17 protein-coding genes and 1 pseudogene are annotated in these 17939 nt (G+C 38.4%); 7 read left to right on the forward strand and 11 right to left on the reverse strand.

The features are described 5' to 3' along the window. Together RZN25_15810 and RZN25_15815 are read left to right on the forward strand one after the other, a co-directional pair. On the forward strand, positions 1-196 hold a 196-nt coding region (locus RZN25_15810; protein ID MEQ6378279.1), incomplete at its 5' end, for a hypothetical protein. Between the two features lie 29 nt (positions 197-225). Continuing rightward, positions 226-393 carry a hypothetical protein gene (locus RZN25_15815; GenBank protein ID MEQ6378280.1) on the forward strand — a complete coding sequence of 56 codons (168 nt, stop codon included), beginning with the start codon at positions 226-228 and terminating at the stop codon, positions 391-393. Between the two features lie 94 nt (positions 394-487). On the opposite strand, the pseudogene RZN25_15820 reads toward RZN25_15815, so the two are convergent. The 4 genes and pseudogenes from RZN25_15820 to RZN25_15835 form a co-directional block, all read right to left on the reverse strand. Beyond that, positions 488-565 (reverse strand): annotated as a pseudogene (locus RZN25_15820) (cysteine hydrolase). A 7-nt stretch (positions 566-572) separates the two neighbouring features. Beyond that, positions 573-1550, reverse strand: a complete 978-nt coding sequence (locus RZN25_15825) for an NAD(P)H-quinone oxidoreductase (protein ID MEQ6378281.1) — start codon at positions 1548-1550, stop codon at positions 573-575. An 828-nt stretch (positions 1551-2378) separates the two neighbouring features. Continuing rightward, on the reverse strand, positions 2379-2735 hold the full coding sequence (locus RZN25_15830; protein MEQ6378282.1) for a type II toxin-antitoxin system RelE/ParE family toxin: 357 nt from the start codon (positions 2733-2735) through the stop codon (positions 2379-2381). 2 nt (positions 2736-2737) lie between these two features. Next, positions 2738-2983, reverse strand: a complete 246-nt coding sequence (locus tag RZN25_15835; GenBank protein MEQ6378283.1) for a type II toxin-antitoxin system prevent-host-death family antitoxin — start codon at positions 2981-2983, stop codon at positions 2738-2740. A gap of 478 nt (positions 2984-3461) precedes the next feature. On the opposite strand from RZN25_15835, the gene RZN25_15840 reads away from it, so the two are divergent. Together RZN25_15840 and RZN25_15845 are read left to right on the forward strand one after the other, a co-directional pair. After that, entirely contained in the window at positions 3462-3875 is a 414-nt protein-coding gene (locus RZN25_15840; GenBank protein ID MEQ6378284.1) for a cytidine deaminase, read from the forward strand. Positions 3876-4024: 149 nt separating this feature from the next. After that, complete coding sequence (locus RZN25_15845; protein ID MEQ6378285.1) at positions 4025-4231, forward strand: hypothetical protein; 207 nt, start codon at positions 4025-4027, stop codon at positions 4229-4231. A 19-nt stretch (positions 4232-4250) separates the two neighbouring features. Here the strand turns inward: RZN25_15845 and rlmD are convergent, their stop codons facing one another. The 6 genes from rlmD to RZN25_15875 form a co-directional block, all read right to left on the reverse strand. Further along, positions 4251-5636, reverse strand: coding sequence for a 23S rRNA (uracil(1939)-C(5))-methyltransferase RlmD (gene rlmD, locus RZN25_15850; GenBank protein MEQ6378286.1), 1386 nt, complete (start codon positions 5634-5636; stop codon positions 4251-4253). An 838-nt stretch (positions 5637-6474) separates the two neighbouring features. Continuing rightward, entirely contained in the window at positions 6475-7269 is a 795-nt protein-coding gene (gene pdaA, locus RZN25_15855; GenBank protein MEQ6378287.1) for a delta-lactam-biosynthetic de-N-acetylase, read from the reverse strand. A gap of 61 nt (positions 7270-7330) precedes the next feature. Next, positions 7331-8644, reverse strand: a complete 1314-nt coding sequence (locus tag RZN25_15860) for a Na+/H+ antiporter family protein (GenBank protein ID MEQ6378288.1) — start codon at positions 8642-8644, stop codon at positions 7331-7333. Between the two features lie 294 nt (positions 8645-8938). Beyond that, the gene (locus tag RZN25_15865; protein ID MEQ6378289.1) at positions 8939-10459 is read right to left on the reverse strand and encodes a fumarate hydratase; all 1521 of its coding nucleotides are present in this window, start codon (positions 10457-10459) and stop codon (positions 8939-8941) included. 773 nt (positions 10460-11232) lie between these two features. Beyond that, a complete protein-coding gene (locus tag RZN25_15870; GenBank protein ID MEQ6378290.1) occupies positions 11233-11385 on the reverse strand; it encodes an SE1561 family protein in 153 nt (50 codons plus the stop codon). Between the two features lie 194 nt (positions 11386-11579). After that, positions 11580-12428, reverse strand: coding sequence for a YfkD family protein (locus tag RZN25_15875; GenBank protein ID MEQ6378291.1), 849 nt, complete (start codon positions 12426-12428; stop codon positions 11580-11582). A 143-nt stretch (positions 12429-12571) separates the two neighbouring features. On the opposite strand from RZN25_15875, the gene RZN25_15880 reads away from it, so the two are divergent. Both RZN25_15880 and RZN25_15885 read left to right on the forward strand, forming a co-directional pair. After that, entirely contained in the window at positions 12572-13750 is a 1179-nt protein-coding gene (locus RZN25_15880; protein ID MEQ6378292.1) for an MFS transporter, read from the forward strand. Between the two features lie 369 nt (positions 13751-14119). Then, positions 14120-15217 (forward strand): mechanosensitive ion channel family protein, encoded by a 1098-nt coding sequence (locus tag RZN25_15885; protein ID MEQ6378293.1) that lies wholly within the window; start codon positions 14120-14122, stop codon positions 15215-15217. Positions 15218-15270: 53 nt separating this feature from the next. On the opposite strand, the gene RZN25_15890 is transcribed toward RZN25_15885, so the two are convergent. Beyond that, positions 15271-15747 carry a hypothetical protein gene (locus RZN25_15890; GenBank protein ID MEQ6378294.1) on the reverse strand — a complete coding sequence of 159 codons (477 nt, stop codon included), beginning with the start codon at positions 15745-15747 and terminating at the stop codon, positions 15271-15273. Between the two features lie 220 nt (positions 15748-15967). Between RZN25_15890 and RZN25_15895 the strand changes: the two genes are divergently transcribed. Next, complete coding sequence (locus tag RZN25_15895; protein ID MEQ6378295.1) at positions 15968-17908, forward strand: heavy metal translocating P-type ATPase; 1941 nt, start codon at positions 15968-15970, stop codon at positions 17906-17908. Positions 17909-17939: the final 31 nt, after the last annotated feature.

Here is a 17939-nt window from a genome sequence, read left to right on the forward strand (position 1 = left end):
CCAAGAGGTTACGGTACCAACTTCACAAGTTGGGTTTTTATTCAGTGCATTTTTTGTGACCGTAGGATTGATTGTTTCCTCAAACGTAACGATATTCGGAGTGTTATTGGGGCCTGTTTGGCTCCCAATGTTGTTTGTCTTTCCCGGAGTAATAATAGGTAGTTTTATTAAGAAAATTATGAATAATATTTCTTAAAAACTATCCTCCTTTTCTATTAAAAGAGGATGTTTTTTAATGCCGAATACATAACAGAGTTACTTTGTGATTACGGCCATAAGAATGTACCACTTCTGCCATGTTTTTTACCAGCGATTGCCACACGGGACTTATCACTTGTTGCCAATGCGTTTACCAATGGGGTAACCTCAATAAAAGCGGATTTACAACGTTAAGGATTTTGAAAGATAAAAAGCCTAATCCCTTCGTATTTTTAGCGAGGTATTAGGCTTATGATATCCAACAATAGCGCCCTATAATTGAATAAGCTTATTTGATAAAATCGTTAATTAGTTGCTCTGTTGTGAGTGTTGTGGCAAATTCATCATGCAATGTAGTTAGAGATATCTAGCTGTTAATTGACCTTTATAATAATCTTCCCGATATTTTTGTTGTTCTCCATATGTTCATGTGCTTGTTGGATTTGATCAAAAGCAAATACATGATCAACAACTGGACGAAGCTTGTTATTACGAAAAAGCTCTAGAGTTTTAGAGGAAAATTCGGATGTTAGTGCTGCCTTGTATTCATCGCTTCTTGGTGTGAGCAGCGTTCCAGTCAGCTGGATCCGTTTTGAGATTACATCCATTAAATTGAACTTTTCAATTTCTGCACCACCTAAAATTCCAATCAACACCCATCGTCCATCTACTTTTATACTAGCAAGATTTTTTCTCCAATAGGATGCACCAATGAAATCAAGGATTAAATCAACCCCTTGATTTTTGGTCGTATTCAATACTTCCTCATCAAAATTCTGTTCTTTATAGTTTATACAAGCATCTGCGCCTAATGACCGACAAAAGTCTAACTTCTCTTTGGAACCGGCTGTTGTAATTACATTCGCTTGTCCAATTTGTTTGGCAAGCTGAATCGCTGCCGTTCCCACTCCACTTCCGCCCGCATGAATTAACACGTTTTTACCTTCACGTAATTGTCCTATCCAAAATAACGTTTGGTAAGCAGTCAAAAATACTTCAGGAATAGCTGCAGCCTCTTCAAATGAAAGGTTTTCCGGAATCACCATCGCTCTATCATCCGGCATCACTACGTATTCTGCATAACCACCTCCATTCACAAGTCCCATAACGTTCGTGCCAACTGCTGTTTTTGCACCTGCACCCGCTTTTTCAACAGTTCCAGCAACTTCGACACCTAAAATCAGATTGTTCAAATAACCTGAACTGCTTTCCCTATTAACGATATCTGTTCGATTAACAGCTGCAGCCTTTACTTTGATTAATAATTCTCCGTCTTTTGGGATTGGTTTAACATATTCTTCAATTTGTAATTGTTCCGCGCCGCCCGGTTGTTTAACAATGATTGCTCTCATGGATGTTCCTCCTCGTATATTACTTGTAGCTCTTCCTTAACCTTTCAGAAAAATTTCACTGAAAATTGGATAGCAATATTAGTTTTCCTTCAAATTGAAAAAATTTGATCAAAATAGCCTCTTTAAATATATCTCTAGAATGATTTTTATAAGTAGGTTTAGTTATTTACTACCTCTGTTGCTTAAATTGGGGTGCTAATGGATAAATATGGTAATTCAATTTTGCAGCTATATATTAACCATCATTTTGTTACTCAACCTTTATGGAAAGGTTATTCAAAAGAATAGAGCATCTTTTAAATATTTTCTCTACTTTCTCCATTGTATTCGTTCAGGTTTCGCCTTAGGGACATTGGGACAGGTTTATTGTCCCATTTCTGTTTGTATATCCGATATCCTATTAGGCTCTTTCCTGTCCCTTTTTCATTAAGAGCCACAGGACAAAATTAAAATCCTGATAAAGAAATTTTTAAATAAAACCCTTTAAACAATTTGGTTATTCATATTAGTAAACAAGCGAATTTGGCTATATTCCATCCGAAATGGGGTTTGACAAATTACAAAAGATTCGTTCCACCAAGAGGTTACAGTACCAATTTCACAAGTTGTATTTGGATGAAACCAGTATTATCAAAGGTCTTGGATTTTTGTCCGTTGGCTCTAACAAAAAATTATTTGGGATAGCGGCAGGGAACTTGGTGGGACATGGTTCCTGTCCCTGCGTCCCTTGATCGTTCTTTCTTATTTTGGAAAATTCCTTCACGGTGGTTTCCAAATAAATATTTTTGCAGGGGATCAGCACCCCTGTTTCCTTAATCTTGTAATAATTCAATTGTCCTCCTGATTGTCGTCCCCATAGTCTGCTTCAGAACCTGAACTCTTCCCAAACAATTGTTTCATATAATTCTGATGTTCATTTAACACACGTACAATTTGAACTTTATCATTTTCTATACGATAAAAGAAATAATTCTTTTCTAAAAATATATAACGATAATCCGTTTGCACATCAATTAGTTTGCCTAATTCAACACCGGATACAGGGTATTGCTCTAACCTTCTGATATTTGCCGTAATCTTTTTCAATATTCTTTGTGCAATATTCTGTCCCCATTTTGTCATAATATAGTCATTTATATATTGCAGATCTTCTAATGCCTTGGGCGAGTATTCTACTTTTGGCATATTTATATTCCTAGTATAGCTTCAACATCATCTGCCGAAATCCACCCTTTCTCTCTTGCTGATTTCTCACCTTCTTCAAGCTTAGCCAATAATCTGATAGTCGCTTTCAACTTTTCTAAATCTTTAATTGTTACGATTGCATATTCTCCTCGTCCATTTCTGGTTAAATAAACTGGGCTGTTTTCCGTTACTTCATTGAGAACCTCTGTATAATTCCTTAAATCTGAAACCGGTTTTATATTTAGCATGACAATCATCTCCTTATTTAAATATTATACAACATCCAATGTGTATGTTGTGTAAAATTAACATGCTTATTTACAGCTACTTGAATATTATCGAAGTTATCATTTATGTTAAATCACCGATGGTAATTTTATATTAGGATGGGTGATGACATTTTTGATGTAGCTTACACTTTTAATTTTTTCATTTGGATATATAGCATTAGAATTGGGGGCTTTAGCTTTCAAGCCCCGGACTTCTATCAAAAAACGGTTATGAGATAGTCGGTGTAATTGAAGGACATCCAAACAAAAAAAATCAGCAGTATTACCTAAAAAAAGAAATTAACTTATGATTAATCATATTACACTCAGAGGGCAAGTAATCTTTATAGCATAAGAACAGGCAGCGTTGTTATTGAAACAAACGGGGCAGGATAGTGCGGAAAGTGAATTATGTAAGGTAATATTAGAGGAGCGAAACAATTGGGGGAATAAGAAAATGAACATTGAACAAGAACTTTATCAAGCTGCAATCGATTTGATAGAAAAAAGATATGCTACTGGATGGGGCGGAGCAGCAGCAATGTATACAGAGGATGGCCAAATCTTAACAAGTGTATCACCAGATGTTATCAATGCTTCAACTGAGTTATGCATTGAAACAGGTGCAATCCTTGAAGCACATAAACTTAATACTAAGATCACACATACTATTTGTGTTGTAAGAGAAGATGAAAATACTGAATTTACAGTTTTACCACCTTGTGGCGTATGTCAAGAAAGACTTTTTTACTGGGGAGAAAATGTAAAAGCAGCTGTAACGAATTCAAGTGGAAATCTGGATTATAAAACATTAAAAGAAATTCAACCACACCATTGGTATAAGGCTTATAAAGGTAATTTAAAATATTAACGTAACAGGTGTGTTAATCAAAGATAGTAGCAAGAGAGCTTTCCCGCTTAGCATGAAATGGCAGGCTATCCTATCAGCTTAGAGATATCTGTCAGTTCAGTAACATTCATATCGTATGTCTAGATAACTTAATCATACAGTAGAAGGCAATGTTCAAAACTTTGGATTTTTTGCATGGTTGTATGAAACCGAGTCAGCTAACAGTAGCCGTCGGAATAAGCAAGCCAAACCTGCAAAGGCCAATCGTGGTCTCTTTGTTGGACCTATTCCTTTTTACAGTTATTACTCAGAATTGCCATAAAGACGGCGATATTCATATCCATTCTAGCTTCGTTGATCCTTTACAAGATATGTAAAAGGCAACTCCTGTAAGGGTTAGTTACCTTCTTTTAAAATTAACTGTGAAACACACTCCACCTGGCTGGTTTGAGGAAACATGTCCACCGGCTGAACAGATTCGACCTTATATATGTTCCTAAGATAAGATATATCTTTAGCTAATGTAGATGGATTGCAGGAAACATAGATAAATTTTTTCGGTTTCACTTTTTTAATCGTATCTAAAAATGAGTTTTCACAGCCGACTCGAGGAGGATCCACAATAATCACATCTGGTTGGAACCCTTCTTTTTGCCATTTAGGAAGCCATTCTTCCGCTTTTCCTGTTACAAAGCTTGCATGTTTTATCCCTTGTTTTTTGGCGTTTCTTTCTGCATCTTTTACCGCATCAGGAATTACTTCAATTCCCCTGAGCTCACTCACTTTGTCAGCTAACCAAAGACCAATGGTTCCCACTCCACAGTAGGCATCCACGATCTTTTCTACTCCTGATAAGTTAGCCACTCGCTTGACTTCATTGTACATTTTAGTTGTCTGCTTAGGATTCAGTTGAAAAAAAGCTCTAGCCGATAACTCGAAACTAATATCCTCAAGCTTTTCTTCCAAATACCAAGCTCCTTCTAAATGGTGAGTTTCTTCTCCAAATATCAACGAGGTTTTCTTATTATTTATATTCAAGATTAAAGAATTAATCTCAGGTAATCTTTTTTTGATTTCCTTTACAAGAAGGCCCTTTTTTGGAAACTCTTTTGATGTGGTGACTAACACAAGTTGCGCTTGTTTCGTTTGGAAGCCAACTCTAGAAACAATCGTTCGTATAACACCTTTTTGATTTCGCTCATTATAAACAGGAATCTTCAAGTCCTGAATGATGGATTTCATCGTTTTTGCAATATGATTGGTTAGCGGATGCTGCACAAGGCAGTCTGAAATATCTACAAGACGATGGGAATCTTGACCGTAAAGACCAGCGATCACTTTTTTTCCATCCATGCCAACTTGTAATTGACTTTTATTCCTGTAATCCCATGGATGGTCCAACCCAAATGTAGGATGAACATGATCTTCCGTAATCATACCTTTTGCATATCTTTCAAAAGCCTGAAGAATTAAATCACGTTTATATTCCAATTGTTTCTTATAATCTAAATGCTGAAGCTGACAACCACCACACGGTCCATAAACTGGACACGGAGGATCTACACGGTCTTTTGAACGCTTCCTTATCTTCTTTATGTCTGCTTGTATAAATTTTTCTTGATTCGCCTTAACAACCCCTATAACTTCTTCATCTGGAAGGGCACCAGGAATAAACACAGCCTTACGTTTGAAATAACCAATTCCTTCACCATTGATTCCAAGTCTTTTAATCGTTAATGGAAATTCATCGCCTGGTTTTAGTTCTTGATTCTGTTTTCCCATAAAAATCCTCATTTCCTTCATTATGCTCGTACTACATTATACATGAGAAGGGTAAAAGTACAAAAACTGTCATTTTACATTTTCTTCTAGCTCAATTAAGCTATTTGTACTTTTTATTATTTGGTATAGTTTTGATATAATTTTTTCCATGAGAAGGCCTCTTTCTATAAATGTACTAACCTGTCAAATCATACATTTATGATAGAGCGCCTTTTCTTTTTTGACTAGAAAATAGCTTTATTTACCCTCGAGAAATATTTTGCACATACTCATATAAGAAAAACTCGGCATTCGCCAAGCCTTTGTCGCGAATGCCTTAGTTGTACTTATGCAGATAGGAATGTTTTATACTTTCCTATCTGTTAAGAAAAGCGCAAGCGCCCTTGATCATCGACGTAAGGCGGTGAGGCCCACAGGATGTGGGTCACGTAGGCGTTGCAACACGATGTCGCGGTTTTAGCCTACGTTCCCTCCTGGATAAAGGAAACACGGTTCACGAGGGCTCGCAGGATGCGAGTCCGTTCGGGTTTGCGAATCATTTCGGTGGGACGAGTAATCGCAGTCCCAATACGATGTCTCGTTTTTAACCGAACCTCCTTCATCGATGTTGACTTATCGAAGGGGAGGAGGGAACCGACTCTAGTCGATAGGCTGCCCTTGAAACAAGAAAAGCACTTGTTTCTGCGAACTAGCTCTAGGTAGCTTTCCTTACTCGGGGGGAAAACTTCGAAGATTACTCGATGATACTTTTTCGCTGGAGCTAGACAAATTTTATACTTTATCTTGCAAAAAAGATTCCTCGAAAGCTGAGGAATCTTTTTTTAATAAATATCTTTTTTTATCCAAAATCCTTAACAAATGGTTCAGGTAGAATTTGCTTTCTCATAAAGTAGTTTAGACTTTTAAAGGTGTAGCCTTCTTCTCTTAAATCATCAATAAGATGACTTAATGCCTCGGCATTGTCACTCGATACAGCATGAAGAAGCATGATTGCTCCAGGATGCACTTGCTTCATAACCTGTTCATAAGAATGTTTCCAACCCTTTTGATTATTCGTTTCCCAATCAACGTACGCAAGGGACCAAAACATGTTCGCATATCCAAGTTCAGACGCTGCACTTAAAGATTCAGGAGTAAAAGTTCCTCTTGGTGGTCTTAAAAAAGACATGGATTGCTGAGTGGAAATGTTCGCAACAGCCTCTTCCACTTTTCGAAGTTCTTCTTTAATTTCTTCCTTGCCTAACGTAGTAAAATCCGCATGGCTCCAAGAATGGTTTCCGACAATATGTCCTTCCTGGACCATTCTTTGGATCAGTTCCTCTGAACTTTCAACGTAATGTCCAGTTACGAAAAAGGTAGCTGGCACCTCTTTCTCTTTTAGCACATCTAAAACTTGATCAGTATATCCTTGCTCATATCCATTATCAAAAGTTAAATATAATACCTTCTCTCCAGAAGGATCATAAAAATATCCATTGTTTTGTTGAAGAATGTTTTCATAAGTTCCAGCAATAGGAGGAAGCCCTTCTCCTCTTTTCTGAAACCCCCATCCATAGCTTTGAGCGGATGTAATCGTTGGTAAAAGTAGTACGAGAATGAAGCTACATATAAATGATCGTATTATTTTATTCATGAAGTCTCACCTGCTCTTTTTTTCTTAGTGTGAGACAAAGCAGGTGACTTCATTCTTTTTGTTAAAGAATAATTGCTGCAATCCAACCAAAAATAAATAATGGAATATTAAAGTGAATAAAAGTTGGAACACATGTGTCCCAAATATGATGGTGTTTTCCATCTGCATTAAGACCAGACGTTGGTCCAAGAGTACTATCTGAAGCAGGTGAACCTGCATCACCCAAAGCACCAGCTGTTCCAATTAATGCCGCAATTGCCATGGGTGAAAATCCAGCAGCTAAACAGATTGGAACATAAAGTGCTGTAATGATTGGAATTGTTCCAAAGGAAGAACCAATACCCATCGTGATCAATAAACCGACTAATAATAGGACAAATGCAACCATTATCTTATTATCCCCAATGATTTCTGATGAGGATTCTACTAACTGATTAATGGAGCCAGTTTCCGTTAAAATATGGGCATAACCAGAAGCAACTAGCATTACGAATGCAATGGTACCCATCATAGCAACGCCTTCCGTCATCAAGCTGTCTCCACGTTTGATCGGAACGACGAATAAGATAAACATAAGAATAAGTCCAGTTAATGCACTTAAAATAAGATTTTCAGTTACAACTTGTACCACTAAAGCAGCTACAATTGCCACTAAAGTTAACCAGTGGGAAAGCTCCATTTTGGTTGATTTTTTATTATCTGCATTTATTTTGATTGGTTCAAAATTAAGGTCGCTCGTTTGGATCACTCGATCCTTACGATACGTAATGAAAATAGCAATTAACAAACCAACAATCATACCTGATCCAGGTAATAATAAAGACAAGGCAATTTCGTTTATGGATAGTTCAGTTCCACTTTGCGCCATTGCCTTTTGAATCGTTTGATGAAAAATTAACCCGTATCCTAGAGGAATCATAATATACGGTGCCTTTAAACCGAAAGTAAGTGCTGTTGCTACAGCCCTTCTATCAATTTTCATCTCATCGAAAAGTTTTAATAAAGGTGGAATTAAAATTGGAATAAAAGCAATATGAACCGGAATCACGTTTTGTGATAATGATGCAATTCCTGCGATGATTAATAAAAGTGTAGCTCGCTTCCCTTTTAAAACTCTTATTAATGTTGAAACTAAGATATTCGTAATTCCTGTGTAACTAATAGCTGCTGCAAAAGCTCCAAGAACGATATAACTTAGTGCTGTGTTTGCTTGTCCACCCATACCATCTACAAGCAAAGATATAGAATCTGTGAATGATAACCCACTGATTACCCCAGCAGTCACCCCAGCAGCAATAATTGCCAAAATAACATTAATGCGAAATAAACTTAATAAAGACATTACAATAACAGAAATAATAACAGCCGATGCCATGATGTCACTCCTAACTTTTATTAGTGTGGTATTAGTTTTGTTGCATTAGGGATTGGTTTATTTATCTAACACGTTAATGTTTTACCACGATAAAGAATTTTTATCAATAGGTTCTAAAAAAGGCGGAAGATTGAGAAAATTATTATGTTTTTGATGGGGATGGTATTAGGGAATCGATGAAATTAACACTTTTTTTGGATATGAGGATGGACGTTTGAATACTTGTTTGTTTAGGGGAAATAGGAATTATTTACTTTTCTTATAAAAAGGCCCTCCATTGAGGACCTCATCAGATTAAACGAACACTGGCTCTTTAAATTCAGTTAATTTTTCTAAAGAAGATTTTTCAACGTCTTCATGAAGGCTGTTTCCATGGGAGTCCATGGTTACTATGGCTGTAAATCCATTAACTCGCAGGTGCCACATAGCTTCAGGAACACCGAATTCCATAAGATCCACACCTTCTACTCCTTCAATACGCTCTGCGTAATATTGAGCCGCGCCTCCAATAGCATTCAGATAAACTCCCCCATGCTCTTGTAGGGCATCGAGAGTTTTTCGTCCCATTCCACCTTTGCCAATAACAGCACGAATACCAAACTTTTTCATGACAGTTCCTTGATATGGTTCCTCACGGATACTAGTTGTTGGACCAGCAGCCTTCACTTCCCAGTTCCCTTGATCATCCTTCAGCATAACTGGTCCACAATGGTATAGAACCGCTCCGTTTAAATCAACTGGTGAGTCATTGTCCATTAAGTATTTGTGGATGGCATCACGGCCGGTGTGCATAATCCCATTAATTTTTACAACATCTCCAACTTTAAGGGATCGAATCTGCTCTTCAGAAATAGGGGCAGTTAGCTCAACAACACGTGCTTCACCTTTAGACTCTTCTTTTTCAAAAGTAGTTTTTTCACCCTCTTGATATTGCCAATCTGTAATCGCTCCAGTGTCTGGATTGATATTCACTCCAAGGCGGCGAAATGCCCAGCAGTTATAAGCTACAGAGACATAGAAGCTAGCAGGAATTCGATTCATCACACCGATCTTACATCCTAACAAAGTAGCTTCTCCACCAAATCCCATAGTACCAATTCCAAGTTTATTAGCGTTATCTAAAATATACTCTTCTAGTTTACGAAGGTCTTCATTTGGATTCACATCATCGACTGAACGGAAAAGTTGCTCCTTGGCAAGCTCATATCCACTTGTACGGTCTCCTCCAATTCCAACTCCAATGAACCCGGCAGAACATCCTTGACCTTGCGCTTGGTATACAGAATGCATAATACATTTACGAATTCCATCTAAATCGCGTCCAGCACGACCTAGACCTTCCAATTCTGTTGGGAGGCTGTATTGAATATTTTTGTTCTCACAACCGCCACCTTTTAATATAAGCTTGGCGTCAATATAATTTTCTTCCCACTGCTCAAATTTAACCACGGGTGTTCCCACACCAAGGTTTGTTCCACTATTTTCCCCTGTAAGTGAATCAACTGAATTCGGACGAAGTTTTCCATCTTTTGTTGCTTGTTCAATGGCTGCCAAAATAGCCTTTTTCATTTCAAGTTGGTTTACACCAACTGGAACCTTTAACTTAAATGTAGGTAGACCGGTGTCCTGGCAAATTGGTGATACCTTTTCATCCGCCATTTGAATATTGTTCGTGATTGTTCCTAAAGACATAGCCGCTCGTGTGCCAGCACTTTCCTGCTCACACGCCTTCTTCACGGCTCGTCTAACATCTTTAGGTAAATTAGTGGAAGTCTCCACTATTAGTTGATACATGCTTTCCTGAAACTTTTCCATCTCCCATTTCCCCCTCGTAAAACGTTTACAAAACGATTATACGATTGTTTTGTTTATTCGAGAAGGGAAATGTTTTCCACTTTAGTTGAAAACTACATGTTAGAGCGTCTGCTCTGATTCCGTGCGTCTCTTTTGGCCCGGCGCGCGTCCGTTTTGGTGATTCGCGCGTCTATTCGCTTAGTTTGCGCGTCTACTCCGATTCCGTGCGTCTCTTTTGCCCCGGCGCGCGTCCGTTTCGGTGATTTCCGCGTCTATTCGCTTAGCTTGCGCGTCTACTCCGATTCCGTGCGTCACTTTCGGTCCGGCGCGCGTCACTTTTGGTGATTCGAGCGTCTATTCGCTTAGTTTGCGCGTCTACTCCGATTCCGTGCGTCACTTTTGGTTCGGCGCGCGTCCGTTTCGGTGATTTGCGCGTCTATTCGCTTAGCTTGTGCGTCTACTCTGATTCCGTGCGTCACTTTTGGCCCGGCGCACGTCCGTTTCGGTGATTTGCGCGTCTATTCGCTTAGCTTGTGCGTCTACTCTGATTCCGTGCGTCACTTTTGGCCCGGCGCGCGTCCGTTTGCGTGATTTGCGCGTCTATTCGCTTAGCTTGCGCGTCTACTCTGATTCCGTGCGTCTCTTTTGGTCCGGCGCGCGTCACTTTTGGTGATTCGCGCGTCTATTCGCTTAGCTTGCGCGTCTACTCTGATTCCGTGCGTCTCTTTTGGCCCGGAGCTAGACAAATTTTATACTTATCTTGTAAAAAAAGTGTGGAGAATTTCTCCACACTTTTACTCATACATTTTCTCTAGTTCGTCAAGCATAGCTATGAGTTGATCAATATCTTCTACTGAAATTGTTTCTGGATCCAGTCTGTCCACCCTATCCATAAACACTGATAAACGAGTTTTCAGCTCTTGTATTTTGGTTGATTGGTCCGCCATGAATGGTCTCCTTTTTGCAGCTTTTTTCAGAATCCTGTGGTACCACTGAGAAGTGGGATGAGACGGTGTTCCCGTCCCCACAGCACATACTGTGCGCATCCCACATGGTACCACAAGTTTTTCTTGAAGGAAAAGGTTTAAAAATCCTGTGTTCCTGTCCCCTCCAGGTGTTCCCGTCCCCTCTCGGTGCAGCTCTAGTGGTCTTTTAGTGTAAAGCCGAAGGATACGTAGTCTTGGACGGGGATCCAGGCTCCGATTCCTTGGCGGGTTACATTTTTGACTACGAGTTTTTTCTTAGATCCTTTTAGCTCTAGATATACTTCTGCGAAGGTAACCACGCCTTTTTCATTAACTGCTGGCGCAAAGGCTTTTAATGTTCCAATTTGCTTTGGTGGAATTCCGTAGCTATTTGCTTTTTTAGTACCTTGGCCAATAACAGTATGAAAGGCTAATGGAAGTTCCGTTTCTTCATGTGCCTTCAGAAGCATCATCTTTTTAATTTCTTTGGCTTGATCTATCTTAGTCGTTAAGGCACCTTTCACATGCTTTTCCTCTTCTTGTTGATAATGAAGGGTTTGTTGCTCTTTTCCACCTAGATTATTGATGCGATTGGTATTAATTTCATGATACTCCCAGTTAATGCTTGTTTCATTTGATTCATAATTGATAGGCCAGTGCCCCATGTAAATCATTCCGCGATAACCGATTGCAAGCGGGGAAGTTTTTAATGACGATTCATTAAGCATACGAATTAACTCTGGATTTTCAATAGGCGTATCCACATTTTCTAAAAGTTCTTTTGTTAACTCACTTGGCTCGAGTACCGTTTGATCCTGTGTAGAATTGGGATAGGTGTTTTCTTGACTAATAGATAATACATGACTTGGTACACCGTAATTTGACTTCTCTTTTACACTATCTTCTTTTTTCTCCTCCACTTTTGGTTCCTTTTTGTCTTCAGCCAAATTAAAAGCGAAAGTCTGCATTGGTAAAACTATAGAAATAACTATAATTAAAAAGGTAAGTCTGAATTTAGATTTCATAGTAGACGTCACGATCCTTTCATTTTTTGCTTAGTTTTTTCGTAAAGAATTAAACTTATACAATTATTCTAAGAAGTCATTCATGAAAGAATATGTTACATTAAATCAAGAAAGATTTTTAACGTCACAAAAGGGGTATGCTTATGCTATCAGAGCACGGGCGCTTTCGAGTCCTTATTTTAATTGTTATGATTTCTGGTTTTTCACAGGGAATGCTTCTTCCACTTATTGCGATCATTTTAGAGCATAGCGGTATTTCATCCTCCATCAATGGTCTTCATGCGACTGGATTATACATAGGAGTTTTAATTGCTTCTCCATTTATGGAAAAACCAATGCGAGCTTTTGGATACAAACCTATGATTGTTGTAGGAGGAGCCCTTGTCTTTCTATCACTTGGGTTATTTCCTTTTTGGGAGTCGTTATGGTTTTGGTTCATTCTTCGTGTTCTCATCGGAATTGGAGATCACATGCTCCATTTTGGAACTCAAACATGGATAACAGCGACTTCTGCCGTTGACCGTAGAGGAAGAAATATTGCTTTATACGGACTTTCCTTTGGGTTTGGATTTGCTGTTGGTCCTTTAATGACACGCTTGTTGGAAATTGACCAACGCCTTCCATTTTTTATTTCAGCTTTGTTGAGCTTACTCGTATGGTCTTTGGTTTTTTGGGTTAGGAATGAAATGCCCGAAAAAGAAGAGATAGGCTCTGTTCGAAACTCTGGTTCTATCGGCCGTTTCGCACAAACATTGAAATATGCATGGGTAGCGTTCCTCCCCCCTCTTGGCTATGGGTTTTTGGAAGCAACATTAAACGGAATTTTTCCTGTTTATGGAATGAGGATTGGTCACGATGTTGACACCCTTTCCATAATCATCCCTTGCTTTTCATTTGGTAGCTTACTTTCTCAGCTTCCTCTCGGGATTATGAGTGATAAATATGGAAGGAAGAAAATTTTATCCTCCGTTATTACTGCGGGAGTTTTCACATTTCTTCTGGCTGCAATTTTTGAACATTCGGTCGTATGGCTATTTATTACTTTTACCCTTGCAGGGATTTTTGTGGGTTCTTTGTTTTCTCTAGGAATCTCTTATATGACAGATCTTTTACCAAAATCTTTACTCCCAGCTGGAAACATTATGTGCGGGATTGCATTTAGCCTTGGGAGTATCGTAGGACCTTATCTAGGTGGAGTTTTTATTGAATACTTCCCAGATGTGTCCTTTTTCTATGTTATTACTTTTATGTTATTTCTTGTTTTAATTGCACTGGTATCCAATAAAGAACATAGACCAATGGCGAATTTAGAACCACTGTAAGGTGAAACTTCAATCAGTGCCATTCTCTTCCCTACTAATTGGTTACAACACAAGATTATGACTTAAATTTACGGGCAGATTGTCCCCCTATTCTTCTCGTTTTACCTTAAGATTTGAAGGGGGGTATTACTTCCCGTTCATACGGGATTAACTCAGAGTCTAAAGAACTTCCTTAGAGTTTTTTGTGGTAAGATAATAGTGCCTAAAAAATAAAGTGAAACTTCCTTCTCACTGAAAGGTATGGCCTAAAGATATTTGAAATAATCGGACTTTTATGAGCAGATTGCCCCCCTACTCTTCTCGTTTTACTCAAGAATTTAAGGGGTTATTACTTCCCGTTCATACGGGATAAAAGTGAGGTTGAAAAAAATGCCTTCATTTTCGTTTGATTTCTATGAATTTTATCAGAGTAACTTCGGCGCCCTAGTGGATACAGGGATTGCAGTAGGAATATTTTTGATTTTTTTGATCCTGAGAAAGTTATTTTCCAAGTATGTATTTAAAATAATTCTTAGACTCAGCAAAAAGTCACCAACTGTTTTTTTTACTAACTTATTTACTGCTTTTGAAAGACCTATTCGATGGGCATTTTTAATTATTGGTCTTTATATTGCTATTGGTTATTTTCCGTTTTTAAGCCAGACCAATGAAACCTTTTTACATATCATTCGTTCTTTTGCCATCTTCTTAATTGCATGGGGTTTTTATAATCTTTCCTCCAGCAGCTCGCTATTTTTTTCAAAATTAAATGAGGAGTTAAATATTGAAATTGATCAAATTCTAATCCCTTTTCTATCAAAAGCGATCCGTTTTGTGATCATAGCCATTGCTTTAAGTGTCATTGCTCAGGAGTTTAATTATGACGTGAATGGCTTTGTTGCTGGTCTTGGTTTAGGAGGATTGGCCTTCGCATTGGCTGCCAAGGATGCTTTGGGAAATCTTTTTGGTGGGATTGTTATCATCACAGAAAAACCGTTTGGGAGTGGAGATTGGATTTCAACACCAAGTGTCGAGGGAACAGTTGAGGATATTACTTTTAGAAGCACGAGAGTAAGAACGTTCGCACAGGCTATTGTTACTGTCCCTAACGCTACGCTCGCTAATGAACCTATTACGAACTGGAGTCAGATGGGGAAAAGGCAAATTACGTTTAACCTTGGAGTTACTTATGATACTCCGAAGGACAAGCTTGAAAAAGTGGTTCAGCAAATTAGAGAGCTGCTCAAAGGGCATGAAGACATTCATCCGGAAACTATTTTTGTTACCTTTAATACGTACAATAATAGTAGCCTGGATATCTTTTTGTATTTCTTTACGAAGACAACCAATTGGGGCGAATTTTTGCTAGTAAAAGAAAACATTAATTTTGCCATTATGGAAATTCTTGAAAAAGAAGGTGTTTCCGTCGCTTTCCCTAGCCGTACAGTTTATTTGCAAAAAGAGTCAGAAGAACTGTCTGAGGAATAAAATATGGGGATGGAAAGAAAATGCTGCCGGCGTCTATGTCGGCAGCATTTTTATTATAAAGTAATCCCCTTTTTCTCTTTCGCCCATTCTCCTGATCCTTCTGGTGCTTTGTTCAAAATCTCCACTTCTGCTTCATCCACATAGACAGCATTCTTAACCGAGACGATGCAATGTTGTTTTATAGGAGATGAAATGATATTTATATCCCGTTTCTTCTGGTGTTCAAACAACTTATATACATTATCCTTTTCTTGTTCATTCAAAGGAATAATGGTATGAAACCACTGATCTAATGAAGTTTCGTTCCTGTCACCTGCATCATCTTTTTCATCTTTTAACTGATAAAAAATATTGTGTAGTATATGGATGATTTCAGCTAATCCAAACACGATCATGACAAATACAAACGTAGAAAAAACCACCATAAAATCGTCTACTGCAAACGCAGCAAAAATTCCAATTAATAAAATGACAGACGCAAGAACTTGTAGAAGGAAATCTACATTTACCCCCTCGGAAATGATTTCCATGTTCATTTTAACATAGATAGGCGAGAGGATTATTTATATTTTTCGTAGGACTAATCCACTTGACGATTACGGGAAATATGTTATGATTATAACAAATACTTAATTATAATAATTATAATCTAATGAGAATGAATGTCAATTGGAATTTACCTATAATTAACTGTTTATAAGCTGAATGGCTTTGAACTTTATTCTCAATTAGATGAACGGAGTTGATAACATGTCCAGTAATGCCGAATTGTTAAGTACCTCAAAAGATCATCCTTCCGTTGATCAAACCAGCTCAAATAAACGAATTCTCAATCAGTTAAAAGAACACTGGGAATTACTTGCTGTTGGAATTAGCGGTGTGCTCATTCTCATTGCCTGGTTCACTGAATCTACCTTTTCCGCTCCTGTAACTGCAGCCCTTTATATAGGAGCTTATGTAATCGGTGGATACGCCAAAGCAAAAGAGGGTTTTGAAGAAACGATAGAGAAAAGAGATTTAAATGTAGAGCTCTTAATGGTGCTGGCGGCCATCGGCGCAGCCGCTATTGGCTATTGGGTTGAAGGGGCTATACTCATCTTTATTTTCGGATTAAGTGGAGCACTTGAAACTTATACTATGAACAAGAGTCACAAGGAAATCTCAGCTTTAATGGACCTTCAACCGGAAGAGGCCTTACGTATAAAGAATGGAAGAGAAGAACTCGTGGCCGTTAAAGAATTAGAAATTGGCGACCAAATTTTAATAAAAGCAGGTGAAAGAGTTCCATCTGACGGTATGATCATTAAAGGAGCCACCTCTATTGACGAGGCAGCAATCACCGGGGAATCTATTCCTGTTAATAAAACCAACGGAGAAGAAGTTTTTGCAGGAACCGTAAACCTGAACGGGAGCATTACCGTTGAAATAACAAAGCCACAAAGCGAGACTTTGTTTCAAAAAATCATTCAATTGGTACAGTCGGCCCAAAGTGAAAAATCCCCTTCCCAACTTTTTATCGAAAAGTTTGAGGGTGTTTACGTGAAATCAGTTATTGTTGTCGTCGGAATTATGATGTTCATGCCTCACTTTGTCTTTGGATGGGGCTGGCAGGAAACGATTTACCGAGCAATGGTCCTTCTTGTTGTTGCATCACCATGCGCGCTGATGGCATCCATTATGCCGGCTACCTTATCATCAATTTCTAACGGAGCTCGTCACGGAATATTGTTTAAAGGCGGAGTTCATGTTGAGAATTTAGGGCATCTCAAAGCGATAGCCTTCGATAAAACAGGGACACTAACTCAAGGAAAACCAAAAGTAACTGATGTGTTTGTTAGTTCTGAGGAGAATCAAGAACAGATTCTTTCATCAGTCGCTGCGATTGAAAAACAGTCTAATCACCCACTTGCTCAAGCCGTTGTTCGATATGTAAAAGAACAAAATGCATTAGATCCCTTAGAGGTTGACCATGTTTTTGATACCTCTGGTAATGGTGTTTCAGCTACAATAAATGGCGTAACATGGAAAATTGGTAAAGGTAAGTTTGTCGGAGTAGAAGAAGCTACTGATTTTTGGAAAGAGAAAGCTGATGAGCTAGCTGATCAAGGGAAAACTCTTGTTTTTGCTTCCAAGGAAAAGAAAATTGTAGCTCTAATTGCTCTTAAAGATACTATTCGCAAAGATACCAAGCAAGCTCTACAAACTCTAAAAAACCTAGGAATTTATACCGTTATGCTTACGGGTGACCATGAACGGACAGCTAAAGCCATCGCGGATGAATGTGGGATTGATCATTATATAGCTGGTTGTTTACCTGAAGAAAAAGTAAATCACGTAAAAGAGCTGAACAAACATTTTGAACACATTGCCATGGTCGGTGACGGCATTAATGACGCCCCTGCCTTAGCAAGTGCCAATGTTGGGATTGCCATGGGAGAAGGTACTGACGTTGCTTTAGAAACAGCTGATGTTGTATTAATGAAAAATGAATTGCCGAAAATAGCAGAAGCCATTAAGCTTTCCAAAAGAATGAATGTTATCGTGAAGCAAAATGTTGTCTTTTCCCTAGCAGTTATTACGTTGTTAATCATATCAAATTTTCTACAGTTTATCGACCTCCCTCTTGGTGTTATAGGCCATGAAGGAAGTACCATTTTGGTTATCTTAAATGGATTACGTTTACTAAAATAAGAAAAGCGCAAGCGCCCTCGATCATCGACGT

This window comes from Bacillaceae bacterium S4-13-56 (assembly GCA_040191315.1).
GTDB lineage: Bacteria > Bacillota > Bacilli > Bacillales > JAWJLM01 > JAWJLM01.

Excerpts from the sequence above, each read along its gene's own strand:
- RZN25_15815 (MEQ6378280.1), top strand. The coding sequence starts at position 226 with ATGTTTTTTAATGCCGAATACATAACAGAGTTACTTTGTGATTACGGC.
- RZN25_15825 (MEQ6378281.1), bottom strand. The coding sequence starts at position 1,550 with ATGAGAGCAATCATTGTTAAACAACCGGGCGGCGCGGAACAATTACAA.
- RZN25_15830 (MEQ6378282.1), bottom strand. The coding sequence starts at position 2,735 with ATGCCAAAAGTAGAATACTCGCCCAAGGCATTAGAAGATCTGCAATAT.
- RZN25_15835 (MEQ6378283.1), bottom strand. The coding sequence starts at position 2,983 with ATGCTAAATATAAAACCGGTTTCAGATTTAAGGAATTATACAGAGGTT.
- RZN25_15840 (MEQ6378284.1), top strand. The coding sequence starts at position 3,462 with ATGAACATTGAACAAGAACTTTATCAAGCTGCAATCGATTTGATAGAA.
- RZN25_15845 (MEQ6378285.1), top strand. The coding sequence starts at position 4,025 with ATGTTCAAAACTTTGGATTTTTTGCATGGTTGTATGAAACCGAGTCAG.
- rlmD (MEQ6378286.1), bottom strand. The coding sequence starts at position 5,636 with ATGGGAAAACAGAATCAAGAACTAAAACCAGGCGATGAATTTCCATTA.
- pdaA (MEQ6378287.1), bottom strand. The coding sequence starts at position 7,269 with ATGAATAAAATAATACGATCATTTATATGTAGCTTCATTCTCGTACTA.
- RZN25_15860 (MEQ6378288.1), bottom strand. The coding sequence starts at position 8,644 with ATGGCATCGGCTGTTATTATTTCTGTTATTGTAATGTCTTTATTAAGT.
- RZN25_15865 (MEQ6378289.1), bottom strand. The coding sequence starts at position 10,459 with ATGGAAAAGTTTCAGGAAAGCATGTATCAACTAATAGTGGAGACTTCC.
- RZN25_15870 (MEQ6378290.1), bottom strand. The coding sequence starts at position 11,385 with ATGGCGGACCAATCAACCAAAATACAAGAGCTGAAAACTCGTTTATCA.
- RZN25_15875 (MEQ6378291.1), bottom strand. The coding sequence starts at position 12,428 with ATGAAATCTAAATTCAGACTTACCTTTTTAATTATAGTTATTTCTATA.
- RZN25_15880 (MEQ6378292.1), top strand. The coding sequence starts at position 12,572 with ATGCTATCAGAGCACGGGCGCTTTCGAGTCCTTATTTTAATTGTTATG.
- RZN25_15885 (MEQ6378293.1), top strand. The coding sequence starts at position 14,120 with ATGCCTTCATTTTCGTTTGATTTCTATGAATTTTATCAGAGTAACTTC.
- RZN25_15890 (MEQ6378294.1), bottom strand. The coding sequence starts at position 15,747 with ATGGAAATCATTTCCGAGGGGGTAAATGTAGATTTCCTTCTACAAGTT.
- RZN25_15895 (MEQ6378295.1), top strand. The coding sequence starts at position 15,968 with ATGTCCAGTAATGCCGAATTGTTAAGTACCTCAAAAGATCATCCTTCC.